This is a genomic window from Chitinophaga pollutisoli (assembly GCF_038396755.1).
Taxonomy (GTDB): Bacteria; Bacteroidota; Bacteroidia; order Chitinophagales; family Chitinophagaceae; genus Chitinophaga; species Chitinophaga pollutisoli.
The window spans coordinates 2,359,280-2,384,765 of record NZ_CP149822.1 but is presented as its reverse complement, the minus strand read 5'-3'; the positions used below and the strand labels follow the sequence as shown (position 1 = coordinate 2,384,765).

Annotated in this window: 20 protein-coding genes and 1 pseudogene; 16 read left to right on the top strand and 5 right to left on the bottom strand. The window is 53.6% G+C overall.

Annotated elements, in window-relative coordinates; translation table 11 throughout:
- The first annotated feature begins 2 nt into the window (after window positions 1–2).
- The 4 genes from WJU16_RS09640 to WJU16_RS09625 are packed head-to-tail and all read left to right on the top strand — an operon-like array spanning window position 3 to window position 4,927.
- Window positions 3–1,472: a RagB/SusD family nutrient uptake outer membrane protein gene (locus WJU16_RS09640; protein ID WP_341838107.1), complete on the top strand. Its 1,470-nt coding sequence runs from the start codon at window positions 3–5 to the stop codon at window positions 1,470–1,472.
- A 13-nt stretch (window positions 1,473–1,485) separates the two neighbouring features.
- A complete protein-coding gene (locus WJU16_RS09635) occupies window positions 1,486–3,180 on the top strand; it encodes a BNR-4 repeat-containing protein (RefSeq protein WP_341838106.1) in 1,695 nt (564 codons plus the stop codon).
- Window positions 3,126–3,650, top strand: coding sequence for a hypothetical protein (locus WJU16_RS09630; RefSeq protein ID WP_341838695.1), 525 nt, complete (start codon window positions 3,126–3,128; stop codon window positions 3,648–3,650). The genes WJU16_RS09635 and WJU16_RS09630 overlap by 55 nt, the downstream gene beginning before the upstream one ends.
- Entirely contained in the window at window positions 3,638–4,927 is a 1,290-nt protein-coding gene (locus tag WJU16_RS09625; protein ID WP_341838105.1) for a hypothetical protein, read from the top strand. The genes WJU16_RS09630 and WJU16_RS09625 overlap by 13 nt, the downstream gene beginning before the upstream one ends.
- Before the next feature lie 244 nt (window positions 4,928–5,171).
- On the opposite strand, the gene WJU16_RS09620 is transcribed toward WJU16_RS09625, so the two are convergent.
- Both WJU16_RS09620 and WJU16_RS09615 read right to left on the bottom strand, forming a co-directional pair.
- Entirely contained in the window at window positions 5,172–7,613 is a 2,442-nt protein-coding gene (locus WJU16_RS09620) for a TonB-dependent receptor (RefSeq protein WP_341838104.1), read from the bottom strand.
- Between the two features lie 98 nt (window positions 7,614–7,711).
- A complete protein-coding gene (locus WJU16_RS09615) occupies window positions 7,712–8,671 on the bottom strand; it encodes a fasciclin domain-containing protein (protein WP_341838103.1) in 960 nt (319 codons plus the stop codon).
- A 147-nt stretch (window positions 8,672–8,818) separates the two neighbouring features.
- On the opposite strand from WJU16_RS09615, the gene WJU16_RS09610 reads away from it, so the two are divergent.
- Window positions 8,819–9,433, top strand: a complete 615-nt coding sequence (locus WJU16_RS09610) for a MarR family winged helix-turn-helix transcriptional regulator (protein ID WP_341838102.1) — start codon at window positions 8,819–8,821, stop codon at window positions 9,431–9,433.
- Window positions 9,434–9,619: 186 nt separating this feature from the next.
- Entirely contained in the window at window positions 9,620–10,021 is a 402-nt protein-coding gene (locus WJU16_RS09605) for a hypothetical protein (protein WP_341838101.1), read from the top strand.
- Window positions 10,022–10,262: 241 nt separating this feature from the next.
- Here the strand turns inward: WJU16_RS09605 and WJU16_RS09600 are convergent, their stop codons facing one another.
- Both WJU16_RS09600 and WJU16_RS09595 read right to left on the bottom strand, forming a co-directional pair.
- A complete protein-coding gene (locus tag WJU16_RS09600; protein WP_341838100.1) occupies window positions 10,263–10,619 on the bottom strand; it encodes a hypothetical protein in 357 nt (118 codons plus the stop codon).
- A gap of 61 nt (window positions 10,620–10,680) precedes the next feature.
- Entirely contained in the window at window positions 10,681–11,907 is a 1,227-nt protein-coding gene (locus WJU16_RS09595) for a right-handed parallel beta-helix repeat-containing protein (protein WP_341838099.1), read from the bottom strand.
- A 217-nt stretch (window positions 11,908–12,124) separates the two neighbouring features.
- On the opposite strand from WJU16_RS09595, the gene WJU16_RS09590 reads away from it, so the two are divergent.
- The 5 genes from WJU16_RS09590 to WJU16_RS09570 all read left to right on the top strand — a co-directional run bounded on the left by WJU16_RS09590 (window position 12,125) and on the right by WJU16_RS09570 (window position 18,714).
- Window positions 12,125–12,535: a hypothetical protein gene (locus WJU16_RS09590; protein WP_341838098.1), complete on the top strand. Its 411-nt coding sequence runs from the start codon at window positions 12,125–12,127 to the stop codon at window positions 12,533–12,535.
- A 141-nt stretch (window positions 12,536–12,676) separates the two neighbouring features.
- The gene (locus WJU16_RS09585) at window positions 12,677–13,759 is read left to right on the top strand and encodes an efflux RND transporter periplasmic adaptor subunit (protein ID WP_341838097.1); all 1,083 of its coding nucleotides are present in this window, start codon (window positions 12,677–12,679) and stop codon (window positions 13,757–13,759) included.
- Between the two features lie 28 nt (window positions 13,760–13,787).
- Window positions 13,788–16,952: an efflux RND transporter permease subunit gene (locus tag WJU16_RS09580; protein WP_341838096.1), complete on the top strand. Its 3,165-nt coding sequence runs from the start codon at window positions 13,788–13,790 to the stop codon at window positions 16,950–16,952.
- The gene (locus tag WJU16_RS09575; RefSeq protein ID WP_341838095.1) at window positions 16,945–18,372 is read left to right on the top strand and encodes a TolC family protein; all 1,428 of its coding nucleotides are present in this window, start codon (window positions 16,945–16,947) and stop codon (window positions 18,370–18,372) included. Before WJU16_RS09580 ends, WJU16_RS09575 begins: the two co-directional genes overlap by 8 nt.
- A 186-nt stretch (window positions 18,373–18,558) precedes the next feature.
- The gene (locus WJU16_RS09570) at window positions 18,559–18,714 is read left to right on the top strand and encodes a hypothetical protein (protein WP_341838094.1); all 156 of its coding nucleotides are present in this window, start codon (window positions 18,559–18,561) and stop codon (window positions 18,712–18,714) included.
- A gap of 51 nt (window positions 18,715–18,765) precedes the next feature.
- On the opposite strand, the gene WJU16_RS09565 is transcribed toward WJU16_RS09570, so the two are convergent.
- The gene (locus WJU16_RS09565; RefSeq protein WP_341838093.1) at window positions 18,766–20,178 is read right to left on the bottom strand and encodes a PLP-dependent aminotransferase family protein; all 1,413 of its coding nucleotides are present in this window, start codon (window positions 20,176–20,178) and stop codon (window positions 18,766–18,768) included.
- Window positions 20,179–20,283: 105 nt separating this feature from the next.
- Here WJU16_RS09565 and WJU16_RS09560 point away from each other — a divergent pair, with 105 nt between their 5' ends.
- The 5 genes and pseudogenes from WJU16_RS09560 to WJU16_RS09540 all read left to right on the top strand — a co-directional run bounded on the left by WJU16_RS09560 (window position 20,284) and on the right by WJU16_RS09540 (window position 25,465).
- Window positions 20,284–20,514 (top strand): thioredoxin family protein, encoded by a 231-nt coding sequence (locus tag WJU16_RS09560; RefSeq protein ID WP_298717393.1) that lies wholly within the window; start codon window positions 20,284–20,286, stop codon window positions 20,512–20,514.
- An 82-nt stretch (window positions 20,515–20,596) separates the two neighbouring features.
- Window positions 20,597–21,331 (top strand): YggS family pyridoxal phosphate-dependent enzyme, encoded by a 735-nt coding sequence (locus WJU16_RS09555; RefSeq protein WP_341838092.1) that lies wholly within the window; start codon window positions 20,597–20,599, stop codon window positions 21,329–21,331.
- 251 nt (window positions 21,332–21,582) lie between these two features.
- Entirely contained in the window at window positions 21,583–23,652 is a 2,070-nt protein-coding gene (locus WJU16_RS09550; protein WP_341838091.1) for a carboxy terminal-processing peptidase, read from the top strand.
- Between the two features lie 215 nt (window positions 23,653–23,867).
- Window positions 23,868–24,362, top strand: a pseudogene (locus WJU16_RS09545) (sigma-70 family RNA polymerase sigma factor); the annotation flags it as partial.
- A complete protein-coding gene (locus tag WJU16_RS09540) occupies window positions 24,323–25,465 on the top strand; it encodes a FecR domain-containing protein (protein ID WP_341838090.1) in 1,143 nt (380 codons plus the stop codon). The pseudogene WJU16_RS09545 and the gene WJU16_RS09540, both read left to right, overlap by 40 nt.
- The last annotated feature ends 21 nt before the right edge of the window (window positions 25,466–25,486 follow it).

Genomic DNA, 25,486 nt, shown 5'->3' with positions numbered 1-25,486 from the left:
ACATGAAAAATATCATCATATTATTCGCTGCGGGAGTAATTGTTGTTTTTACAGCCAGCAGCTGCAAGAAGGATTTTCTGGATCTGGCACCGATTGCCCAGCAGAACGGGAATAATTTTTATAAAACCGCGGAGGATATGAAAAATGCCCTCGCCGCTGCCTATGGCGGGTTACAGTATGGCGGGCTCTACTATTCCTCTATGCACGTCATCGGTGACTTGCGGTCGGACAATACGGAAATCACCAACGTGAATGCCGGGGCGGATCCGCATGCGGTGGATAACTTCCAGAATCTTGCGACCAATTCCATCAGCAGCACCACCTGGGCGGATCATTACCGCGCCATCCAATCCACGAACATCGTACTGACGAAAATAACATCCGTGGCGATGGACGAAAATCTGAAATCCCGTTATACCGGCGAAGCCAAATTCCTGAGAGCGCTGATGTATTTCAATCTGGTCAGGATTTTCGGGGATGTGCCTTTGGTGACCCAAATGATCGCAAATCCGCAGGAAGGGTACGACTACGGAAGAGAAAGCAGCGAAAAGGTGTATCAGCAGATCGCCACCGACCTGACGGACGCGGCCGCCGTTCTGCCATATGAATATACCGGCGGGGATATCGGCAGGGCAACGAAAGGCGCGGCTATGTCTTTATTGGGGAAAGTATACCTGACCCAGAAGAAATGGGACCTGGCGGCGCAGCAATTAAAAGCCGTCATTGACCAGACGAATCTGAACAAATACCAGTTGCTGCCAGCATATGCCCAGGTTTTCGGTATCGCCAATGAAAACGGGCGCGAGTCTATTTTCGAAGTGCAGTTTAAGAAAGGGTCAAACGGTGAAGGGAGTCCTTATGCCAATCAGTTCGCGCCAATCGGATCCGGCACGGCGGTGGTAGCGATCGGCAATCCGCTGGGGCAGAATATCCCTACGGCGGATATGAACAATGCTTATGAGGCGAATGATCTGCGCAAGGAGGTTTCTATGCGAAATTCCTACGTGTTGAATGGAAATACCGTCGCTTACAATTACATTGTAAAATATACGGGCGTACCCGCCGCAAACCTGGACAGCGATAACAACTGGATCGTGCTGCGATATGCGGATGTATTGCTGATGTATGCCGAGGCGTTGAATGAGATGGGTTTTGTGGCGGATGGGCCCGCTTTCGGGTATTTGAACCAGGTAAGGAACCGGGCAGGGCTGGACAATAAATCGGCCGCGAATGCAAATGTTGCGTTGCGGGTGGCGGATCAATCCGCATTCCGGCTGGCAGTAGAGCAGGAAAGACGGGTTGAACTGGCATTTGAGGGCCATCGGTGGTTTGACCTCGTGCGTACGGGAAGGGCGCATGCTGTATTGTCGCCTCTGGGTATGCAAGAGCATCATGCCGTTTTCCCGGTTCCGCAGTCCCAGATCGACATCAATCCCGGCAAGATCAAACAGAATCCCATGTATCCGAATTAAATTCGAGCAACTGATGAAAGGTATGATAACCTTGTTATGCAGCGTCCTGTGCTATGGCGGAAGCGCCCTGGCACAGGACGCGGTAACTTTAAACCAGCCCGATAGCGGGTATCGGGGCATCTGGTACAGCAACCAACCCTCCCAGGATGAGTACAAGTATAAGTACAGCGGTGGACTGGGCACCTACCCGGCAAACCATTATCCGTTTTCGGTGTACGCCAAAGCCGTGAACAAGACGTTCTTCTGCTATGGCGGAACAGACGCAACGGGCAGCACCCTGCTGCATATGGTTTCGTACTTCGATCACAATACCGGCCTCGTTCCCAGACCCACGGTCGTGCTGGACAAGAAGACGGACGATGCACACGATAACCCGGTATTGAACATAGATGAAGACGGCTACATCTGGCTATTTTCCACCGCGCATGGTACAAGCGGGCCATCGTACATCCATAAAAGCATCAAACCATACGATATCTCCGCTTTCGTGCAGGTACGCCCGACGAAACTGGTGGATGGGACGGAAGTGCCGATGAATAATTTTTCTTATTTGCAAGCCTGGTTCCAGCCGGGAAAGGGATTTATCCATCTCTTCACGCATTACGACAGGAATGTTATTCCGGGGCAACCCGCCAAACCCAGAAGAACCATCAGTTACATGACTTCCCCGGATGGCATACGGTATTCAGCCTGGACTGACATTGGGGCCATCGAAGAAGGGCATTATCAAACCAGCGGGCAGGCGGGGACGAAACTGGGCTCCGCTTTCAATTTCCATCCGGTTGTTAAGGAAGGGAATGGATTGAATTACCGGTCTAACCTCTACTACGTACAAACGACGGATTTCGGGAAATCATGGACCACCGCCGAAGGAGAACCGTTGCAATTGCCCTTGCGCACAAGGGATAATATTGCCCTGGTGAAGGATTATTACAGTCAGGGCCTGAACGTATATATCAATGATCTGGCATTCGACAACGAAGGCCGCCCGGTTATCTTATATGTAACGGGGAAAGGATATGAGGCCGGTCCTGCCAACGGCCCCAGAACGTGGCACACGGCGAGGTTTACTGGTCGTAGCTGGGAAATATTGCCAGTCACCATATCAGATAATAATTACGATATGGGCTCGCTGTATGTGGACGGGAAAGGCGTGTGGCGAATCGTCGGGCCAACGGCAGAGGGAGCGCAGGCTTATAATACCGGCGGGGAAATGGTGCTATGGACCAGCAGGGATCAGGGAAGGACCTGGGCTTCCCGCAAGATGACAGCAAACAGCCCGTACAATCATTCCTATGCCAGGCGGCCGGTGAACGTCCATGATGGGTTTTATGCATTTTGGGCCGATGGGCATGGCCGGAAAAAATCGGCGTCCAGGTTGTATTTTTCGGACAAGAAAGGGAATGTATACCTGCTGCCTGAATCGATGCATTCGGAATTCGCAAAACCTCAACAAGTCAAACTGAAAAAAGAGAAAGAAAAGCAGAAGAATAATATGAAGAAATATAGAACATACCTGCTGCTGCTGTGGTCGATGATCCCGCAGGCAATAATGGCACAACAGACCGATGCGCGGTTGACCAATCTGGGGCCTCAAGTTAGCGCAACCATGATCCAGGGGAGCCTTTTCCTGGAAGACGGTAAAGGGAAGGAATGGCTTTATACCGTGGTGAGGGGGAGCCCGCTCATTTGCTTGGGTATGATGTAAAAACGGGCAAGCTCGTGCTTGATCAGGCTTTGCCAGGCGCCGACGGCGCCTGGGATATGGCGTATACTTCAGATGGTTACCTGTATATTCCCGGCGCCAGTGGTTTCCTGTTCAGGCACCGGCCCGGCGCGAATGTCGTGGAAAACCTCGGCATGGCGCTGCAGGGCGAAACATATGTATGGAATCTTACCGAAGGGAAGGATGGGGAAATTTTCGGCGCTACTTACCCGGGGTGCCGGGTTTTCAGGTATCATCCTGAAAAGGGTTTTTCCGATGTAGGGAAAGGGCCATTGGTAAGCAGCGAAAACTACGTCAGAAGCCTGGCGTTCCACCGGCCATCAGGCTTGTTGTATGCCGGTATTGGATCGCACGCGCATTTGATTGAGCTCAACCCCGTAACGGGAGAAAAAGAGAGATACTGCCCGATAAGTATAAATCCCTGGAGTTTGTTTACGGATTGGAGCCCGTAACCGGGAGCGACGGTAAAGACCGTTTATTGGCGCTGCTGACGTCGAGCCATCAAACGCTGGTGTATAATATCGGCACGGGCCAGGTAGAGCAGGAAATTTCCGGTATGGATATGAAAGCGGTGTGGAATGACCGGCAGGCCGGCCAGGTATATTATACCTCACAGTCCAGCCTGAAACGCTTTGATCCCTCCGCGCCATCGCAATCGGCCGAAACGCTCGCGACAGGAGTGGGCACGGCAAATGCCATCACAAAAGGGAAAGACGGAAAGATTTATTTGCTGACATCAGGTGGTGTGCTGGTGAAGTACAATCCAGGTAACGGGAAAGTCGAAAGACAAAAATTGGATATACCCGCACAGCCTATTCCTATCAACGCCATCCTTTACGGGCCAGATGGGAAAATCTGGATGGGAGGGTACCTGGCTGGCGGTCACGCGGCTTATGATCCTATAACAGGAAAGACGACACGTCATCCGGGGTTGGATCAAACCGAGAGTATGGTCGTAAAAGGGAAATCCATCTATCTCGGTATTTATCCCAAAGGGCGTTTTTATGTATATGATTCTGAAAAGCCATGGGATGCTGCCTCCGGCAATCCCCGTAAGTTGGGAGCGATCGAAGGGCAGGGGCGTTCATTCGCCATGCTGGATGTTCCAGGCCACGATCTTGTGGTTTTCGGGATGATCCCGGAATATGGCAAGCTGGGCGGAGCGCTGGTGACGTATCATTCGGCCAAAGACCAGCTGGTTTCACACGGTGCGGTTGTGCCTTCGCAGGCCATCGCCAGCCTTGTGATGGCGGATAGCCTGGTATTGGGAGGTACCACCATTTCTGGTGGATTGGGCATCCGGCCCGCCGCCAGAGAGGCCGTAATTTTCGGCTGGAACGTCCGGGAAAACAAGAAGGAGTTTGAAGTAGTGCCGGTTCCCGGCGCGGCTGCCGTCACCTGTATGATCCAAGGGCCTGATGGAAATGTATGGGGTATCGCGGGTGGAGTGCTTTTTATTTTTGATACAGGGAAGCGGGAAGTAATTGCCAGCCGGCGGTTGTTCGAAGTTCCGCCTTTGACAAGCCACGTCTGGAGAGGCGCGACAATGGTGCTGCATCCTTCGGGAGATGTATATGGCACGGGTAATGACCAGCTTTTCAGAATTGATGGGAAAACCCATGATTTTACGGTGCTGGCAAAGGGCGCAAGCCTCCTCGCCATGGATAAGGACGGACATCTGTATTTCAGGAAGGCGAGGGAATTATGGCGCTACACGATAGAAAAATGAGTAATATGGCAATCCCATGCCTGTAAATATTCATCAGCCGGCGTGCGGTTCCGCTTCCTTGGCCGCGGCAATGGCGTCTGTAACTAAAGCTCGCCGGGCCAATACGGAAACCACCTGCCGGTTTTGGGGTGCAACAAAACGTCATTGTTTCGTTGCACCCCTCTATCTCTTCCAGCTTGAAGGCAATCCTGACCAGGAACGGGTTACTTCGTACATAGCAAAACCAATTGATTTTTTGTCTGGGCTAAAATTCAAAAATTACCCCGAAAGATGGTATGAGATTGCCCGACGCCGTCTTCAGGATCGTCGGCAGCGCATTGGAGCCGTCTGGCCGGATCGGAGCTCCGTCTATCGTCTCAAAGTCAGTGTTGTCGCCGCTCCTTTTAAAAGTATATTTCGGAAAATCGTCGTTTTGACGTTTTAGGATGTTTTGAATGTCAATATAGAAATTCACCGCCGTTTTCCTGAAATTGAAACGTTTGTCGACCCGGAAGTCGACCTGGCTAAATGCAGAAAGCCGTTCCGTATTCAATTGTGAATAATCTGGTATGCCCGTTCCCAGCGACAGGTAATTTTCGCGGGATTTTTGCAGATCGAAAGGCGTATATGGCGATCCGCCGGCAAAACGATACTTCAAACCCAGATCCCAATTTCCTTTCAATTTGTATCCAAGCGTTGCGGACACCAGATGCCGGTTATCCCACGAGGAAGATATCAGTTTGCCATCCAGGCCTGAAAATCGACTAATGACAAACGTATAACTCGCGACATAGAAAAAATTCCGGACCAGCTTTTGCTGCACAAACAATTCTGCTCCGAAAGTTTTCCCATCGCCAACGCTTCGCACAACTTCGCTGCCTACTGATGCAAATTCAGCCCCCTGGTTGGCCAGTGAAGTGCCATTCGCGACAGATACGGGATAATGGCGGTATTGTTTGTGAAAAGTCTCGAATGTAAAACGCAGGTCATTCCTGGGTAAAAATTGCGTTCCCAACACATAGTGCGTGGATTGAATATATCGCGTGTTGTTATTGACGGCTGCGCCATAATTATCCAGATAGCCCAGGATCGTATAGGGCGGAATCTTGAAATAAGTGCCGACGGATGCGTTAATATCCCATTTAGATGTGAGGTGATAGGAGAAAGACAACCGCGGAGAAAGTGTCTTCAAAGGATTGCTACCCTCGTGCGTAAACGTATTCATATCTGTGCGAACGCCCCCGGATACCAGCAATTTTTCGCCGAGCATTTCCCGGGACGCTTGTGCAAATGCGCCATACTTCCAAAAATGAATCTTACTGTCAAACCGCTGTACCTTTTCGGGCGACACTACATTTCCCTGCGCATCTTTCACTGTTGCGGAAATAATACTGAAAAGTCCGCCCTGATAAAATACCGACTGAGCCATTATGCCGGCAGACAACCGCCATCCGCCCAGGTACCGGTTGATGTCGATACGAAACTTATTCTCCGTTTCACGGGATGCAACTTTTAAGGTTCGCTTGCTTTCATCTTTTTTGCCATCTTCAAATTTGTTCAGATTGTTATCAAACGCGTTACGGCTGATGGTAAGGTTTATGCTACCGTTGCCGATCAGTCTGTTCAGGTTGAATCCTACTGTATAATTCCATTGGTCGATATAGGGAGTGGAACGCAGCGTGTAGATGTTTTCGGGAGTGGAGACTTTGGTAGTTGCAAATCGGAAGCGATCGATGGCCCCCAGGCCTATCGCCGTAATTTTGGTTTTGCTGTTCAGCCTGTGTACTACTTTGTACTGGAAGTCATCAAAATCCGGCCTGATGGGCAGATCGATTAGCTTGAACAAGACGCTGAGATAGGACTTGCGCGCAGAAGCCAGGAAAGTTGTACGTTTTGATAGCGGGCCTTCCAGCGTGAGCGCCGTTTCAGTAAAACTGACGCGGGCATTACCGGATACCCTTTCTGAGTTGCCCTCCCGTTGCCGGATAACAAAAGTGGAAGCCAGGGCATTGTCGTATCGGGCATCGAATGCGGAAGAGCTCAATTTGAGGCTTTCAATAAATGAGATATTGAGTATGCCCTGTGCGCCACCGGAGCTGCCCTGTGTCTGGAAATGGTTGAGTACGGGAATCTCAATGCCATCAAGATAATACACATTTTCGTTGGGTGCGCCGCCGCGGATGATGATATCGTTGCGCTCTCCCACGCCGTTGCTGATGCCTACACCAGGTAAAGTTTGGACGACTTTGGAAACGTCGAAGTTTCCGCCAGGGTTGCTTTTTATTTCCTCCGTCGTCAACTGCTGGACGGACAAGGGGGTGATCATGTCTGCTGCTACGGCGGATTTCCCTTTCCTGAAATTGATACTGACTTCATTGAGATTAGTGGCCTGTGGCGTCAGTTCAAAATTCACAATCAGAGGACTGCCGCTTCCGACGACGTTATTATACTTGATCTGTGTGGCGTGTCCGATGCTGGCGGCGGAAATCTGATAAGCACCAACGGGTACCACCGCGCGGTAGCGCCCCACGGTATCGCTGAAAGCGGGATTAGTTAGGTTGCCGATTACTATGGTGGCGCCTGGTAATGGCTTACCGGTGTTGACATCTGTCACGATGCCGGTTATCAGGCCCGTTTGCTGACCGGCGGCTACGCTCCAGGCAATCAGGCTGGAAATCAATAAAAGACAGGATAGTGTCAGGTTCATGAATGACTTGTTGATGGATTTAGGTAAAGGGAAAATACCAAAGCAACTGCCTGGTTGAGCGGCAGTCGCTTTGGCTACGGAAATTCATGATGATAACACTATGGCAACAGCACGTGGTCGATTACATGAATAACGCCATTGGTTGTGAGGAGGTTAGCGGGAGAGATGACCGATGCAGTCGTATTCCCGTTTCCTTTCACCCTGGCACCTCCCGCGAGGGTAATGGTTACTGTTCCTCCATTTGCTGTCGCTGGTTTGGCGCCTTCCGACAGATCGCTGGAGAAAATTCTCCCCGGTACTACGTGGTAAGTTAGTATGCTCGTCAGCACCGCGGGATCAGCCGCCTGGATCGCAGCTGCGTTTGCGAATCCGGCGTTGATAAACGCCTGGTTGGTTGGTGCAAACACCGTAAGCGGCCCTTCGCCGGATAATACCTGTGCCACATTTGTGCTTCCCTGGCTGGCCCTTGTTACAGCAGCCACCAACAGACTGAAGTTGGGATTTGCTGCGGCTGTTTCAACGATGTTGCCAGCCGGTGGCATCAACACGGAGTTGATAACGTGGATCACGCCGTTGCTTGCCGAAACATCGGCCTTTTTTACTGGAATGCCGTTAACAAAAACACCATTGCCGTTTTTGGTGACGTAGATAGTTAGGTCATTGGCTGTTTTCACGGCAACATTGCTGGCAGTGGCGATTTGAGAGGAAGAGATTTTTTGCGGGACAACATGATACAATAAGATTTTCTTCAGCGTCTCCGCAGGAACGGCCTTGATTTTGGCTTCAGTTTCGAGGCCTGCCGCGGCAAAAGCGGCATTGTCAGGAGCAAATACAGTGAAGGGCCCTGTTCCGGACAATGCATCGGTAAGACCGGCGTGGATTAATGCACTTTCCAGCAGTGAAAAATTGGCATCAGTAACAACAACTGTGGTAATTGTGTTAGCTGGCATGCCATCTTTGTCATCATTTTTATCACAGGCGCTGAACAATATGGCAGCTGCAACGGTGCAAATCATTCCCGTTTTTCTAAAAATTCCAGATGTTACTTTGGTAGTCATGGGTAGTGTGTTTTTGTACTTTATTTGGTCAAAAATAATACCAATTAGTTCATAAATGACCCAATGTTCCCATGTTTTATATGTTTTTATTGAATAATAGTGTATAAGTGCACTAAATTGATTAATTTTATATCAAATTGTACGGTTATGTACTATAATCTCTTAACGGATATTTTAGGGCTTGTGCGCATGTATGAGCAGGAAATGGACAAAGAGCGTCCGGATGTCTACGATTTCAGCCGATGGCTCCACCAATACACCGCGCGGCAGGGGCATATGGCCACAGATGAGCCCGAATGGGAGGGTAAAGCCAATGGTCGGTCAGCCGATAGTGTTATTAATACCAGTCTTGTGCATCTCTACCGCTATGCGAAGCTGCAGGCGAAGGCTGCGATCGCTGATACTGAATTTTCTACGCCGGATGATTTTATCTACCTGATCAGTCTCGTCGCATTTGGCAGTATGACGAAAACGGCATTGATCAGATTAAACGTTCATGAAAAATCGGCTGGTATGCAAATCGTGAAACGGTTGATTGATAACGGGCTGGTGGAGCAGACTGCGAACGACATCGATAAGCGCAACAGGATGTTGCACATCACTGCAAAGGGTACGCGTTTACTGAACGAGAGTATGGAGAACATCCGGCAGGCTTCCAGAAACGTTACAGAACCGCTAACTAGTGAAGAAAAAATGGAACTGATTAAGCTGCTCACAAAACTGGAGAAATTTCATGAACAGCGGACACGGGGAGACGGCTAGGTTTCCCGGGGAAGGTGACTATGAGGCGACCGCGGCGGAAGCTTGCCCCGGGGTTATAAACAAAGCTGTCCGGGTACATGTTATGGGTATTTGACAGATGCTAAAGGTTTGGAAAAGTTGCGGATAGTAGGAAAAACAACAATTCCGGTATGCCTTTTGCATTTCATTAAGTATAAACCTACCCATATGAAGAGATTCTCACTTTTATTGCTCCTGCTGGGCGTGATGGTAACTTCCGCCTGTACCAAGGAATATAATACAACCGAAGTAATTCCCAACTTCACCGTGGTACATACAGTGGCTGTCGCTGATTGGACGTACACACAGGCTGATGGCACTTATAATGCGATCATCAATATGCCTGAAATCGACAATACATCATTCGAGAATGATGGAGTGATCGTTGCGGCAATGTTCGACGGCGTTAATTATGAAGCGCTTCCGCAGGTGTATGACGGGTACAGCTATACCTTCTTCTATCAGCCCGGGTATGTTTCATTATCCGTTCAGGGAGCAAATGGTGGGCAGGGAGCCAGACCAACCGGTCCGGTGACGTTTAAAATCGTACTGGTTCCATCCGCGCAGTAATTCAGGTGTAATATATACTTCCGGCAGCATCGCTTTGTGCGGTGCTGCCTTTTTTGTTTATAATTACATTCAGACTACGGGTTGCAGGGCATCGGTGGGAGAATTCGAAGCATATGTGCAGATGCAGAATAGCGAACAGACTCCCGTCAGCAACTGAAAAGGGTTGTAGGTGCGAAAGTTTTGGAGAATTTTTCATAAAAAAGACCCGCCTTCCGGCAGGTCTTTCTAATATGTTCAACAGTTATTTCGAAATAAAATTCCCTGGAAGCCGCATGCCCTGTTCATCACTCAGCACTTTTTCCAGTGCGTTCTGCAAAGGTTTCGGGATGGCGCTTTTTATGTCGTCGGTGATGGGGTGCAACAATTCATGAAAATCATCGTCCTCATCGTAATGCCCGAAATAGAGGAAATACTTGTCGCTGCCGTAAACGCGTAAAGAAATTTCATTGTCTTCGTCGGTGTGGGTGGTGATAACGGCCCACTGTTCGCTGTCATTGTAATCGTGCCGGATGTCAAAAACCTTTTTGCCGAGGACTTCCGCGATTAAATTCTCCACCATTTCACCGGCTTTGGTTTTAACCATTTCTTCGTAGTTCATAATATAGCGTTTCTTATTGCGCCGAAGTTAATAAGATTCTGTTTGAAAAAAGGCGCCGCCATCATTCTTTTACTTCAAATGCACCGATCGACCGCGGCGACCGGAAACGGGTACGGGCATGGTCGCGGTCGGCCGCGGTAGCCGGGAACCCCGCTCCCGCGGCGGGGCTATCCGGCGGAATAGCGAAATTTCCCTGTTCCGCATCCGGGAAGAGCGGGTCTTTCCCGGTGACGCTCCCGTTTTCCTGGGCCGGCAGTTGTGGCCCTTCCCATCCGGGATCGCCAGTGTGGAACCAAAGGTTGTGGGAAAAGGTGAATGTCTCCGCAGCAGTACCGGGGCCAACGCTGCAAGCGGCGCGCAGCCGGCCGTCCGTGTACACAATGTTGTTCCGGAAAGTGTTGCCGCCGCATTTGGCGAAACGAACGGTATCCTTGTTTTCCTGCAGGATGCGGATGGCCCAGCGGGCGGGTTTGTAAATGGTATTGTTGACGACGGTGGATTCGGTACAGCCGACGAAGGCCACCGGTACGTCGGATTCGGTGAAGACGTTGGCACACACCGTAAGACGGGCTGCTTCCCAGGTGGCGTTTGCCGGCCGGAAGTATGCTGTGCCCGTGCTGCCGCCGAGGTTGACGGCGCGGCTCCCGGCGTTTTTAAAGTGGCAGGCTTCCACCCGGATGTCTGCGCTGCCGCCTTTCATCTGCACGCCGTTGGCGCCGAGGTTTTCGAACCGGCACTGGAACACGGAGCCGTTATGGCAACCCACCATGTCGATACCGCTGCCGCCGGCCGCTCCGTTCAGGAAAGTACAGTGCATTACAGTGAAGTCGCTGGCGCCGGAGAGTTTGAGGAGATCGTTATTGCCGGCTGCGGCCATGTCCCGGAAAATGCACTGCTCGAAAACAAGGTGGTGCGCGGGGGAAGATGCGTTGTTGCCATCGTCGAAATTAAGGCCGTTGCCGGTTTGCTTTTCGAAGACCATTCCATATATATGCAGATAGGCATTGGCGCTGCCGCTCCAGGCGGTTTCACCACCCTGAAACACCACCGCACCTGGGTCCGCGGCGCAAATGTAGATCCACCGGCCGGGAGCGCCCTGCAATCCATCCAGCGAAACATCGCCTGGATAATTGCCCGGGTAAATCAGGATGGAATCTCCAGGAACCGCTGCCGCGGCAGCTGCCGCCAGCGTAGGATAACGCTGCCCGTAGCCCGTGTGCAACGTGGCAGCTTTCAAAGGGCCGGCCCAAACGGCCATAGATGAGAGCAGCAGGGAAAACAAGCGCATGAATCCGGGTTTTGCTTAAAAATACGGCAATGTTCCTGGAATTATGTAATCGCATGAAAATAATGTAAATGTGTTTTTTAAGGTCTTTTTAAGGAAAAATTAATCCTCTTTTTTGAGGTGAGGTTTGCAGTTTGCCGGTAATCCATTTAATTTTACACCCGTTCATCGGAATGCCGTCGCCGGCATGCAAAACGGGCACGACAATTAAATAGTCTAAATGACACGCTTGTTGATCGGATTAATGCTATCGGTATATATCCTCCTGTTGGGAGGATATTCGCATACATGCCATCAATCCGCCAGTTTTTCCCCCGGAAAATATTTCCTCAACCTCACCGCCAACGAATTTCCAGACAACACACACTGCGACGAAGACCAGTTCCGCAACCCCACGCCGCCAGACGCCCGGGAGGCTTACGAAAAAGTAAAGGGCCTCGAAGCGCAGGAGGATGAAGACACACAATCCTTCCGGAAACAACATCTCCTTTTCCGGTTGATCCTGACCTCCTTCTTTGCCGACGCCAACCGCCTCACCGCCGTTCACCCAGAAGAACCGCTCCCATTCTGTCCACATTTTTCCTACGCGTCTCCTGCCCAATTTATCGTGCAGCGCGTGATCCGGATTTGAACCCGGAACGCCCGCCCCACGGTTGGTTACAGCCGATGAGGCCTGCATCATCTTCCATCTGCGACCATTCGCGGACAGGCATTCCATATGCCTGCGGGGAAGCATTTCTTCAATAAAACTGTTTTCAGATTCAAACTCCATATGAAACAAATCCTCGTTTTATCGGGCTTGTGTGCCCTCCTGTGCCATACCGGCTGCCATCCGAAAGAAGAACATCACGAAGCGGCGTCCAAACTGCTGGTGACGAGCCCGCTCACGGCAGACACTACCATCACCCGCGAATATGTTTGCCAGATCAAATCCATCCGTAATATCGAAGTGAGGGCCCAGGAAAAGGGGTACCTGCAGGATGTCCTGGTCGACGAGGGACAACATGTGAAAGCCGGCCAGCTCCTGTTCCGCATCATGCCGAAGCTCTACGAAGCCGAATTGCTCAAGGCGGAAGCCGAAGCCCAGGCCGCGGAAATCGAAGTGCAGAATACGAAGTCGCTGGCGGATAAAAACGTGGTGTCGAAAAACGAACTGGCCATGGCCAACGCCAAACTGAAGAAAGCCAAAGCCGAGCTCGCCCTCGCCCAGGTTCATCTCGCTTTCACGGAGATCCGCGCACCGTTCGACGGCATCATCAATCACCTGCATCTCAAACTCGGCAGCCTTGTCGAAGAAGGCGACCTGCTGACCAGTCTTTCCGACAACAGCCGCATGTGGGTGTATTTTAATGTATCGGAAGCGGAGTACCTGGATTATGCGTCCGCCATCAAGCCGAAGGAAAAAATCAACGTACACCTGCGCATGGCCAACAAAGAAGAATTCAAGTATCCCGGCGTGGTGGAAACCATAGAGGCGGAATTCAACAATGAAACGGGCAACATCGCGTTCAGGGCTACTTTCCCGAACAGCGAAGGGCTCCTCCGACACGGCGAAACCGGTTCCATCCTCGTGCGCGAACAAATGAAAAACGCGGTGATCATCCCGCAGAAGGCTACGCTGGAGATCATGGACCGCAAATATGTATATGTGGTGGACAAAAACAATACGGTGCAGCTCCGCCCGGTGACCATCGGCGCCGAAATGCCCGATCTTTTTGTGGTGAAAGAGGGGTTGAAGGGGGATGAGAAAATCCTGCTGGAAGGATTGCGCAAGGTGAAGAACAACGATAAAATCGCGTTCGACTTCGAAAATCCCCGCTCCGTCATTTCGCAGCTGGTACTGCCGTCTGAATAATACACCAACTCATTAAACAGCCAATCGAATGTTCAATATATTCATGAAACGGCCGGTCTTCGCGATCGTCATCTCCATATTCATTCTCTTTCTGGGAGTACTGGCCATCTTTTCACTGCCCACCTCGCAATTCCCCTCGATTGCGCCTCCGCGCGTGATCGTGAGCGTGGCCTATCCGGGCGCCAGCGCCGACGTGCTCGTGCAATCGGTGCTCATCCCCATGGAGAAAGCCGTGAACGGCGTTCCGGGGATGAAATACATGACTTCCGACGCCGTGAGCGCCGGTGAAGCCAACATACAGGTAGTGTTCGAACTCGGGACGGATCCCAATCAGGCCGTGGTAAACGTCAAGAACCGCATCGAGCAGGTGACCAGCCGGTTGCCGGAGCTCGTGCAACGCGAAGGGATCATCGTTAACATCCTCCAGCCCAACATGCTCATGTATGTGAACGTGTACAGCAAGGATCCCAAGGCCGATGAAAACTTCCTTTACAACTACGCCAACATCAACATCCTGCAGGAGCTGCGCCGCGTGAAAGGCATCGGCAGCGCCCAGATCCTCGGTAGCCGCCAGTACGCCATGCGCATCTGGCTGAAGCCTGACAGGATGCGCGCCTATAACGTTTCTACCGAAGAAGTGATGGAAGCGCTCTCCACCCAAAGCATCATCGGGTCGCCAGGGCGGCTCGGGCGGAGCGACGGCAAACGCTCAGAAGCGCTGGAATACGTGCTCACCTACCAGGGCCGTTACAACAAACCCGAACAGTACCAGGATGTGATCATCCGCGCAAACCCGGAAGGGGAAGTGCTGTACCTCAAGGATGTGGCCGAAGTCGAATTTGGTAGCGAATTCTACGATATCTATTCCAACCTTAACGGCCACCCCTCCGCCGCTATTGTACTCAAGCAAACATACGGCAGCAACGCGAGCGACGTGATCCGGGATATCAAAGCCAAACTGGCGTCCATCAAAGCCGACTTCCCGCCGGGGATGGATTATGAAATCAGCTACGACGTGTCCAGCTTCCTCGACGCGTCCATCGAAAAAGTGATCCACACGCTGGGCGAGGCGTTCATCCTCGTGGCCATCGTGGTGTTCATCTTCCTGGGCGACTGGCGCTCTACGCTCATACCGACTCTGGCGGTGCCCGTGTCGCTGGTGGGCGCGTTTTTCTTTATGCAGATGTTCGGGCTCACGATCAACCTCATCACCTTGTTCGCGCTGGTATTAGCCATCGGCATCGTGGTAGATAATGCGATCGTAGTGATCGAAGCCGTGCATGCGAAGATGGAAGAAGAGCATTTATCGCCCTACGCCGCCACGGTGAAAGTGGTGCACGAGATCAGCGGCGCCATCGTGGCGATCACGTTTGTGATGGCGGCGGTATTTATCCCGGTGGCGTTCATGTCAGGACCGGTGGGGATCTTTTACCGGCAATTCGCCGTGACCATGGCCACTTCCATCGTACTGTCCGGCGTTGTGGCGCTGACGCTCACGCCGGTGTTGTGTGCGATGATCCTGAAAAATAATCATGGCAAACCGAAGAAGAAAAACCCCGTCGACAAGTTCATCGACGGTTTCAACCGCGCATTCGGCAAACTGACCGGCCGGTACGAAAAGTTGCTGCGCGTGATCGTCAACCGGCGGGTGATCACCTGGGCCGTGCTCATCGGCTGCGGCGTGGGGATTTTCGGTATCTCGAAAAACCTGCCCAGCGGTTTTATCCCGAACGAAGATCAGGGGATGATATACGCCATCATCCAGACGCCTCCCGGTTCCACGCTCGAGCGTACCAACGAGATCGCGCGGAAGTTGCAGGAGATCGCCGAAAAAGTGGACGGGATCCGTTCCGTGTCGGCTTTGGCGGGGTATGAAGTGTTGACGGAAGGGCGCGGTTCCAATGCCGGTACCTGTTTGATCAACCTGAAAGACTGGTCGGAGCGCAAGCACAACGTCACCGAGATCATCGAAGAGCTGGAAGAAAAAGCGCACGAGATCCCCGGCGCCACGATCGAGTTTTTCGGTCCGCCTGCCGTGCCGGGATACGGCGCCGCGGGCGGTTTTGCGCTGCGCCTGCTCGATAAGACCAACAACGACGATTACAAAGAGCTGGAGAAAGTGAACGACGACTTCATGGCCGCGCTCGAAAAGCGGAAAGAGCTGACAGGCCTTTTCACGTTTTTCAGTGCCAACTATCCGCAATACGAGCTGCAGATCGATAATAAAGCCGCCATGCAGAAGGGTGTTTCCATCGGCAAGGCCATGGATAACCTGTCGATTTTGATCGGAAGTACGTATGAGCTGGGGTTTGTGCGTTTCGGCACGGCCTTGAAAGTGTATGTGCAGGCTTCGCCGGAATACCGCGCGCTGCCGGATGACCTGATGAAATTGTATGTAAAAAACGACCGCGACGAAATGGTGCCGTATTCGGCGTTCATGTCCATCCGAAAAACGCATGGGCTGAACGAGATCACGCGGTATAATATGTATACGTCTTCCGCCATCCGAGGCGAGCCCGCGGCGGGATACAGCAGCGGCGAGGCCATTGAAGCGATCCGGGAAGTGGCGGCGCAGACCCTGCCGCGCGGGTACGATATCGATTGGGAAGGATTGTCGAAAGATGAATCGGAACGCGGCAACGAAGCGTTGTACATTTTCCTTATCGTGCTGGCATTCGTGTACCTGATATTGGCGGCGCAATATGAGAGTTTTATTCTTCCGCTGGCGGTGGTGCTGTCGTTGCCTGCGGGCGTGTTCGGCGCGTTCCTGCTGGTAAAAGCGATGGGGCTGGCCAACGATATTTACGCGCAGGTGGGTCTGGTGATGCTTGTAGGCTTGCTGGGCAAGAACGCGGTGCTTATCGTGGAATTCGCCGTGCAGAAGCACCGGGCGGGCATGTCCGTGCTGGAAGCGGCGATCGAAGGGGCAAGGGTGCGTTTCCGCCCGATCCTCATGACGTCGCTGGCATTTATCGCCGGGCTGATACCGCTGGTGTTTGCCACGGGCCCCGGCGCCATCGGCAACCGGACCATCGGCGCGGCTTCGGCCGGCGGCATGATCCTGGGGACCCTGGGCGGGGTGCTCGTCATCCCCGGCCTGTATTACATCTTCGGTCGCATCGCGGAAAAACGTAAGCTGATCCGCGACGAAGAAGAAAATCCTTTAACAGAAGAATTAGAACACAATGTTTAAACGTCGATATTTTACTTACATCCTGCTCGGCGCCACCAGCCTGACTTACACGGCGTGCAAAATTCCCGCGTTAACGGGCAGGGAGGCGGATAAAAACGTGCCGGCCGCATTCAATGGCACGCCCGGCGCCAGCACGGCTCCCGTGGCCTGGAAGGATTTCTTCGCCGACGCCGACCTGACATCGCTCATCGATACGGCGTTGCAGCGGAACCAGGAACTGAACATCGTGCTGCAGGAAATTGAGATTTCGCGGAATGAAGTGCGCGCCCGGAAAGGCGAATACCTGCCTTCCGTAGGGCTCCGCGTGGGCGCGGGCGCAGAAAAAGTGGGCCGCTATACCAGCCAGGGCGCCAATGATGCCAATACGGACATCAAGGAAGGGAAAGAAATGCCCGAACCCCTGGGCGACTTCCTCGTGGGAGCGTTCGCCAGCTGGGAAGCCGATATCTGGCACAAGCTGCGCAATGCGAAAAACGCCGCCGCCGCGCGGTACCTCGCTACCGTGGAAGGGCGGAACTTCGTGGTGACCAACCTTATCGCCGAAATCGCCGCTTCGTATTATGAACTGCTCGCACTCGACAAGCAACTGGAGATCGTGGATCAGAATATCGCTATCCAGACGAATGCGCTGGAAGTCGTGAAATTGCAGAAGGAAGCCACCCGGGTAACGGAGCTGGCGGTGCGGAAATTTGAAGCGGAAGTGCTGCGGACGCAAAGCCTTCGTTTCGACATCCTGCAGCGCATCACCGAAACCGAAAACAAGATCAATTTCCTGGCGGGCCGTTACCCGCGGCCAGTCCGCCGGAACGATCAGCTATTCGGCAGCGCCGCGGCAAAGATCGCCGTCGGCATCCCGGCAGATCTGCTGGCCAACCGACCCGACATCCGGCAGGCGGAATTGAACCTGGCGGCGGCGAAGCTCGATGTGAAGTCGGCCCGTGCGCAGTTTTATCCCTCGTTGGGGATTACGGCGGGCGTTGGCTTTAGGGCTTTCAATCCATCGTACCTCGTTAAAACACCGGAGTCGCTGCTGTATTCGCTCGCCGGCGACCTGGCGGCGCCGCTCGTGAACCGGAACGCCATTAAAGCGGCCTATTACAACGCGAATGCGAAACAGATCCAGTCGGTGTACGAATACGAGCGCACGATCCTGAACGCCTATGTGGAAGTGGTGAACCAGCTGTCGAAAATCGGTAACCTGGATAAGCGAAGCGCATTGCAGGTGAAACAGGTGGACGCGCTCACCCAGTCTATCGACATCTCCAGCAGCCTCTTCGCCTCCGCCCGCGCGGATTACATGGAAGTGCTCCTGACGCAGCGCGATGCGCTGGAATCGAAATTCGAGCTGATCGAAACCCAATTGCAGCAGATGCAGGCCCTGGTGGGCGTGTATCGCGCGCTGGGCGGCGGTTGGAAATAATAAGCATGAAAAACCTCCGGAAAAGCAGGCCTCGCATCAATTTGCGGGGCCTGCGCTATTTGGGGTAATTTGTTACGAAATACCGCCAATAAAATATAACCTTGTGAAGGCAGACTTGTACAGCTTGTTGTTAAATTCCACCCATGCGAACACCCGTTTTCAGTTTTTTATCGGCTGTATTTTTTGATGATGCACCTGTCCGCAACGGCGCAGCGGGACAAGCGATACAAGGTGCTCGTATTGCTGACCGACGATCAACGCTTCAATACCATCCGCGCCCTCGGTAATTCCGACGTCCAAACGCCGAATATGGACCGGATGGTAAAAGATGGCACTCCGTAATGGGACTTTTCAAAATGCACAAATAGGTATTTTCTCACCCGACAGCAATGATTACAACAGCGCCGCCAGCGCTTTGAGCCCTTCTTCCATTTGCTCCCCGGAAACGGAGCCGTAACTCAGCCTCAACCCGTTGATCGTTTTGCCGCAGCTGTAAACATCGGGTGTGATGATCCGAATGCCTTGGGCCTGCAGTTTTTCGGATACTTTCCGCCAGTCGGGTGGCTTAACGGGTACGATCCAGATCGCAAGACCACCGTCGGGCGGGGAGAAGGTAGCCTTGTGCCGGAGGTGCTTGTGGAGCAGCGCCACGGCCGTTTCGCACCGGGATTTATAATATTGCGTCGCTTTTTTGAGGTGGCGTTTGATGGTGCCGTCGCTGATGAGCTGCAGTACAGCCTGCTCCATGATGGCATCGCCCTGCACATCGATGATCTTCCGCAGGTCACTCACTTTCTCCATGAGGCCGGGTAAATTGCTGGCGAGATAGCCGATCCGTAGCGCCGGGGCCACCACTTTGCTCATCGTGCCGATGTAAACGAAACGTTTCAACTCCCCGTAACTCGACAGCGGCAACACGGGCCGGTAGCCGAAATGGAATTCGTTGTCGTAATCGTCTTCGATGATGGTAAACCCGTGCTGGTTCGACAACCGGATCAGCTCCAGCCTTCTCTGCAGGCTCAGGGTAACGGTGGTCGGGTATTGATGGTGGGGCGTGGTGTACAGGGCTCTGATGGGTTGCCCCGACCGCAGGTGCGCTTCCACGTCGGCGATCACGAGGCCTTCCGCGTCTACGCGCACGGGCAGCACCCTGGCGCCGGCATGCCGGAAGGCTTTCCAGGCGGGCTGGTAGCCGGGGTTTTCCACCATCACACAGCTGTCTTTTTCCAGCAGGCATTGAGCCGTAAGGTACATGGCCATCTGGCTGCCCCGCGTGATGCAAAGCTGCTGTTCATTTACCTGCATGCCGCGTTTCTGGTTGAGCATCTGCACAATCGCATGGCGGAACCCGGAATCGCCCAGCTCACTGCCGTAGCCCATAAGTTGCCATTTTGCTTTGCGCTGGAAAATTTGCCGGTAGGCGCGCGCCAGTTCGGCGATGGGCGCGATCTTGCTGTCGGGGTGGCCGTCATCGAAGCTGATGTGGTAATGCGGTGCGGGCGCGGGCGCAGGGAAAGCCGAAACCGGCCTGCTCTTCCGGATCACCGGCAGCACATCCGCCACGAAGGTGCCTTTCCGCTCGCGCGATACCAGCCATTCTTCGTTCAACAACACGTTGAGCGCTTCCACGATCGTGTTCCTGTTCACCCCGAGGCCATGCGCCATCGCGCGGCTCCCTGGCAGGGCGGTGCCGCCTTTCAGCCTGCCGGATTGAATATCGGCCACGATCGCATCGGCGATCTGGAGGTACACGGCTTTGCCGGACTTATCGTTGAGCTGGATTTCCAGCTTCCAGGGTCTGAGCATCTGGACTACCCGTTTTTATGAAAACTGTATCATTTGGCTGGTCCAAATGTAGGGTAATTTTGTGTCGTGATACAAAGTTCTTTCACTCCTTTAAATAAATAAATCATGGCAAAATCGGTATTTTATCACGCAGGCTGCCCGGTTTGTGTGAGCGCGGAACACGACATCATCAACCTTGTTGGCGCAGAAAACGTTGAAGTAGTGCACCTCGGTGATCAGAAGAACAGGGTGGGCGAAGCGGAAGCCCTTGGCCTCAAATCCGTTCCCGCCCTTGTAACACCCAACGGAAATGTGCTGCATATCAATTTCGGCGCATCCATCGAGGACCTGAAATAAGCTTTCCCCACCGAAGTACCCGGCAGCTGGTCTAAAGGACGCGGGCTGCCGGGCTTCGCCATTACGGTTAAAACTTTTTGCCATGAACGACAACATCCTGCATCACCTCGCCGCCATCAATGACCGTATTGCAGCGGCTTGTAAAGCGGTGGGAAGAAACCCCGGCGAGGTGCGCCTCCTGCTGGCGACCAAAACCGTTCCCGCCGCCCGGATTCGGCTGGCGCTGGAAGCCGGGCAAACACTCATCGCGGAAAATAAGGTGCAGGAATTGAAAGAGAAATTTGCGGAGCTGGAGGATATTCCCCACGAAAACCATTTCATCGGCCACCTGCAAACCAATAAAATCAAGGACCTGCTGAAATACAACGTGTCCTGCCTGCAATCCCTCGACCGGCTGGAACTTGCTGAAAAATTGCACCAAAGGCTGTTGGCGGAAAACAAAGAAATGGACGTTCTTATCCAGGTTAATACTTCGGGGGAAGACAGCAAATTCGGTGTCCCTCCCGCTGAAGCGAAAGTGCTGGTGCAGGCCGTTGCCGCGTTAACGACGCTGAAAGTGAAGGGATTGATGACGATCGGGTTGTTCAGTGCCGACACGGAAAAAGTGAAACACTGCTTCCGCCTGCTCCGTCATCTCCGCGACGAAATCGCCGCGGCAAAAATAGAAGGCGTGGAGATGAAGGAACTGTCGATGGGCATGAGCGGCGACCTGGAAGCCGCCATCGCAGAGGGTGCTACCATCGTGCGGGTGGGTACCGCGGTTTTCGGGCAGCGGCCCACGCCCGACAGTTATTATTGGAACGAGAACGTGGGATAATTTACATGCCCGGCTTGCTGCCGGAAATCGTGCTGTCATAGCCGATGCAGACCGCCAGGTGATGCCAGAAGTATTTTTTCTTCATAGACTTTATCACCGCCAGTGTTGGAGAAGCTCGGGCCGGAGCTTGAAGCGATTGCCGCACACCGCGAAGATGAGCCCCTGCTGAAATATTTCGACTTCAGCGGCTGGGCGATCCGGTATTTCGGCGGGTAATTCACCCGATTTTACGGTCTGGTTGCCTAAAGGGTATGAAACATACGCTCCGCCTCAGGGCGCTTTTAGTTGCGGCGGCGCTGCTCGGCGCCGGAGGTGCCGCCACCGCCAGCCACACCGAAGATAGCATTGTCGCCTACAGGAATACGACGGTAGGTCAGGTGATGCGCCGGATCACGCAGGAACATTACCAACTCAAACCGATAGACGACGCTTTCTCCGCCTCGGTCTGGAAGAAATTCCTGACCCAGCAGGATGGCGGCAAACTCAATTTCATGCAGGCGGACATCGATCAGCTGCGCCGCTGGGAAAAAGGCCTCGACGACGAGCTGAGAGCCCCGTCCACCCAGTTCTTCCACAAAGCCAACGATCTGCTTATTGTCCGCATGAAGGAGTCCGTGGAGATCTTCAACCGTTTGCTGGCCAGGCCGCTGGATTTCAGCCGTACAGCAACTTACATCGAAAAGCCCGAAGGATATTTCGCCACACAACGCGAGCGCGAACAGGCCTGGGAGCGCTTCCTCAAGCGCCACGTTTTGCAAAACATGGCCGAATTGCAGGCGGCGAACCCGGGGCTGACGAAGCCCGATTCGGAGAAGAAAGCCCGCGCCAAGGTGTTGGCGTGGCTGCAGACGGCCTACGGAAACCTGCTGGGGGTTACCGCGCCGGAGCAGCGTTTCGTTGCGTTTATGAACGTGGTGGTGATGGAAATCGACCCGCATACCAATTTTTACGCGCCGGCCGACAGCAAAGAACGCGACGCCCGCATGACGCAGCGTTATTTCGGCGTGGGGCTGGAATTAACTTCGGAAGACGGGGAGATCCGGGTGAAGCGGCTCCTGGCCGGCGGCGCGGCGGATCGCAGCGGCCTGCTGCGGGAAAACGACCAGATCCTGGGCGTGAGCCCCAATGGCGGCGCTGTGGTGAAGGTGAGCGGGTTGTCAGTGACCGATGTTTCGCGCCTGGTGCGCGGCGATTCGGGGACCGTGCTCACTTTGCTGGTGAAACGTTTGGGGAAGGAAGAAGAAGTGAAGCTCACCCGCCAGGAGATCAAGGATCAGTCCAATGCCGCCAAAAGCGCGTTTATTGAGAAAGACGGCCGGACTTACGGCTACATCCGGCTCCCGGAATTCTACCGCGATTTCAGCCGGCCCGACGGAGCGCAGTGCGCCTTCGACGTGGCGAGGGAAATAGAAAAACTCAAGAAGGAAAATATCAGCGGCATCATGATCGACTTGCGCGGGAACGGCGGCGGGTCGCTGGAGCAGGTCCAGCATATGGCGGGATTGTTTGTGGCGTCGGGGCCCGTGGCGCAGGGGCGCTTCAGGGATCGTGTGCAGAAATTCGACATCACGCCCTGGACCTCGGTGATGTACGACGGTCCGCTCACCGTATTGGTGGATGAAGGCAGCGCTTCCGCTTCGGAGATGTTTTCAGGCGCCATGCAGGATTACGGGCGTGCGGTGGTGATCGGCAGCGTATCCACCTATGGCAAGGGTACGATGCAGGAAACCCGGCCGATGGGTAAGATGGGTAATAGGCAGTTGGGTACACCCAGTATCAGTTACGGGTCCGTGGCCATCACCCTGGGTAAATTTTACCGGATTACGGGCGTGACCACGCAGTTGCAGGGTGTTTCACCGGATGTGGTGGTGCCCGGGAAGACCGAATTCACGAAACAGCGGGAGCAACATTTCCCCACGGCGTTGCAGCCGGACACGATTGCGCCCCTGTACTTCGCGCAATGGAAAGGAGCGGGAGCCTTGCCGGGAGCGATTGCGGCGGCGGCCCGCCGGGTGGAGGCGGATACGGCTTTTGCCGCGTTGCGCACATCCGTGAACTGGTTGGTGGCCCACGGCAACGACGCGAGGCCCCTCCGGTACGAGGATTTCATGAAAACGGAAAACGAAAAACTGCGCCAGGAACGGATCGCGGACCAGGCGGCCAAACTGCCGGCAAACGCCCTGCTGAACGTCAGGCTGCCCGATGCCGGCGCCGCCACCTACGCGTCGGAAACCGCCCGCCGGGAAGAATGGAAAAACGACCTCCGGGCCGACCGCTACCTGTCGCACGCCGCCGATGTACTGAAAGATCTTGCCCGATAAGGATTTCACCGATTTGAAATCAAATTATTAACTATTTTGTGACATACTATGATATGAGAGTAGTTATCGGGTATGAATCAACCAAATTCACAAGATCCGGATTCATTTGAGGCATTGTTCAGGCAGCATTACCCGGCGCTTTGCCGGATCGCTTTCGGGGTAGTGGAAAATGAAGAAACCGCGAAAGACATTGTGCAGGACTTTTTTTATACTGTTGGAAGAAGAAGGAAGTCCTGAAGATCCATTCCGGGTTTGTCCACTACGCCGCCAGGGCGGTAAAAAATGCGTCGCTCAACTTCATCAAACGGGAAGGAAGAATCAAATTCGAATCGCCCATGGAGCTGTCTGCTGCCGCCAGCGGAATTCCGGACGAGACTTATGAAACTGACGATAGTCGTAATGCCGCCCTATGGGCGGCTATTGCGCGTTTACCCAAACAGCGGCGCGCCGTTTTCCTCCTCAGCAACCGCGACGGGCTGAAGTACGCCGACATTGCCGCGCAGCTGGATATTTCGGTCAATACGGTGAAAACACACATCAAACTGGCGTATCAATATTTACGGAAGGAGTGCGGCTGGATGGTGCGGATGATCGGGTTTATATTTTTTTACAAAATAGCCGGCATCGTTCACCCGCTTTTGCAGAACGATTGCCATTATATCAGAAGTGCATGGAAAATCCGGAGAAAAATATCGATTGGGACAAGCTGATTCCAAAGCTGGAGGACCTCGGCAGCGATGCGGAGCCCGGTTTTGCGGAATACAGCGAGGAAGCCCGTCAGCTACGCATGGCGCGCGAAATGCGCGGCAGGCTGAGCGCTGGCGCCCCCGACGATCAATTCCCTGCGGAAGAGGGCTGGCAGCGTTTCCGGGAGAACCTGGAACGGGAGAACGCTGGCCGGAGCAAGGTACGGTGGCTGTATTGGACCGGCGCCGCAGCCGCAGCCGCAATTATCGCGGTGGCCGGGGTACGGTATTATCGACAGGAGAACGCGCCCGGGAAAGTGCCTGTCGCAGTGGCGGAACATCAACCGTCAGGGCAAGTGCAGATCAAATCCTCCAGCGGGAAATCGCTCGTGTTGACGGACAATGCGCAGGAATGGCAACCCGGCAATGGTACATCCGTGAGCGCGGATAAACAAGGGATCGTGTATTCCGAATCGGCGGGAGCCGCCGTTACGATGGACACCCTGGTGGTGCCGCGGGGTAACAAAACCAGGATTCAATTGGCCGACGGAACGGTGGTGTGGATGAACGCCGCATCAAGGCTCATCTATCCTTCCGCCTTTACCGGCCCGAAAAGAGAGATTCAGCTGGAAGGCGAGGCGTACTTCGATGTGGCGCAGGACGCTTCCCATCCCTTGATCGTTACCGCGGAAGGGATCAACGTGGAAGTGCTGGGCACTGAATTCAACATCAATACTTACTCGGATATTGTTTATACGACTTTAGCACAGGGGAAAGTTAAAACTTCCGCCGCCGGCAAATCTTTGCTGATGCAGCCGGGAGACCAGGTGGCGTTCGACCGTGCCGCCGGTGAAATGAACCGCCGTGTACCAGACATGAGAAGTGTAACGGCGTGGAAAGACGGACAGATTTATTTTGAAGACATCCGCCTGGAAGACATCACGAAAACATTAGGCAGGGACTATGACTATCAATTCCGCTTCGAAGACGAAAGCCTCCGGCAGTTGAGCTTTACGCTGGACATGCCAAGGCCCGCAAGCCTGAAAGCGGTACTCGAACAGATAAGCAGGACAGCGGGTGACATCCGCTTCCGTATGGAGGATAACATCGTTTATTTATCCCGGTAACACAGGGGACGCCCTGATTGA

What these genes read in the sequence shown, in the direction of transcription:
- WJU16_RS09570 (WP_341838094.1), top strand. Translation starts at nt 18,559, where the DNA reads ATGATGCACCTGTCCGCAACGGCGCAGCGGGACAAGCGATACAAGGTG.
- WJU16_RS09575 (WP_341838095.1), top strand. Translation starts at nt 16,945, where the DNA reads ATGTTTAAACGTCGATATTTTACTTACATCCTGCTCGGCGCCACCAGC.
- WJU16_RS09635 (WP_341838106.1), top strand. Translation starts at nt 1,486, where the DNA reads ATGAAAGGTATGATAACCTTGTTATGCAGCGTCCTGTGCTATGGCGGA.
- WJU16_RS09580 (WP_341838096.1), top strand. Translation starts at nt 13,788, where the DNA reads ATGTTCAATATATTCATGAAACGGCCGGTCTTCGCGATCGTCATCTCC.
- WJU16_RS09620 (WP_341838104.1), bottom strand. Translation starts at nt 7,613, where the DNA reads ATGAACCTGACACTATCCTGTCTTTTATTGATTTCCAGCCTGATTGCC.
- WJU16_RS09595 (WP_341838099.1), bottom strand. Translation starts at nt 11,907, where the DNA reads ATGCGCTTGTTTTCCCTGCTGCTCTCATCTATGGCCGTTTGGGCCGGC.
- WJU16_RS09605 (WP_341838101.1), top strand. Translation starts at nt 9,620, where the DNA reads ATGAAGAGATTCTCACTTTTATTGCTCCTGCTGGGCGTGATGGTAACT.
- WJU16_RS09560 (WP_298717393.1), top strand. Translation starts at nt 20,284, where the DNA reads ATGGCAAAATCGGTATTTTATCACGCAGGCTGCCCGGTTTGTGTGAGC.
- WJU16_RS09585 (WP_341838097.1), top strand. Translation starts at nt 12,677, where the DNA reads ATGAAACAAATCCTCGTTTTATCGGGCTTGTGTGCCCTCCTGTGCCAT.
- WJU16_RS09555 (WP_341838092.1), top strand. Translation starts at nt 20,597, where the DNA reads ATGAACGACAACATCCTGCATCACCTCGCCGCCATCAATGACCGTATT.
- WJU16_RS09565 (WP_341838093.1), bottom strand. Translation starts at nt 20,178, where the DNA reads ATGCTCAGACCCTGGAAGCTGGAAATCCAGCTCAACGATAAGTCCGGC.
- WJU16_RS09615 (WP_341838103.1), bottom strand. Translation starts at nt 8,671, where the DNA reads ATGACTACCAAAGTAACATCTGGAATTTTTAGAAAAACGGGAATGATT.
- WJU16_RS09540 (WP_341838090.1), top strand. Translation starts at nt 24,323, where the DNA reads ATGGAAAATCCGGAGAAAAATATCGATTGGGACAAGCTGATTCCAAAG.
- WJU16_RS09550 (WP_341838091.1), top strand. Translation starts at nt 21,583, where the DNA reads ATGAAACATACGCTCCGCCTCAGGGCGCTTTTAGTTGCGGCGGCGCTG.
- WJU16_RS09630 (WP_341838695.1), top strand. Translation starts at nt 3,126, where the DNA reads ATGGCTTTATACCGTGGTGAGGGGGAGCCCGCTCATTTGCTTGGGTAT.
- WJU16_RS09590 (WP_341838098.1), top strand. Translation starts at nt 12,125, where the DNA reads ATGACACGCTTGTTGATCGGATTAATGCTATCGGTATATATCCTCCTG.
- WJU16_RS09640 (WP_341838107.1), top strand. Translation starts at nt 3, where the DNA reads ATGAAAAATATCATCATATTATTCGCTGCGGGAGTAATTGTTGTTTTT.
- WJU16_RS09610 (WP_341838102.1), top strand. Translation starts at nt 8,819, where the DNA reads ATGTACTATAATCTCTTAACGGATATTTTAGGGCTTGTGCGCATGTAT.
- WJU16_RS09600 (WP_341838100.1), bottom strand. Translation starts at nt 10,619, where the DNA reads ATGAACTACGAAGAAATGGTTAAAACCAAAGCCGGTGAAATGGTGGAG.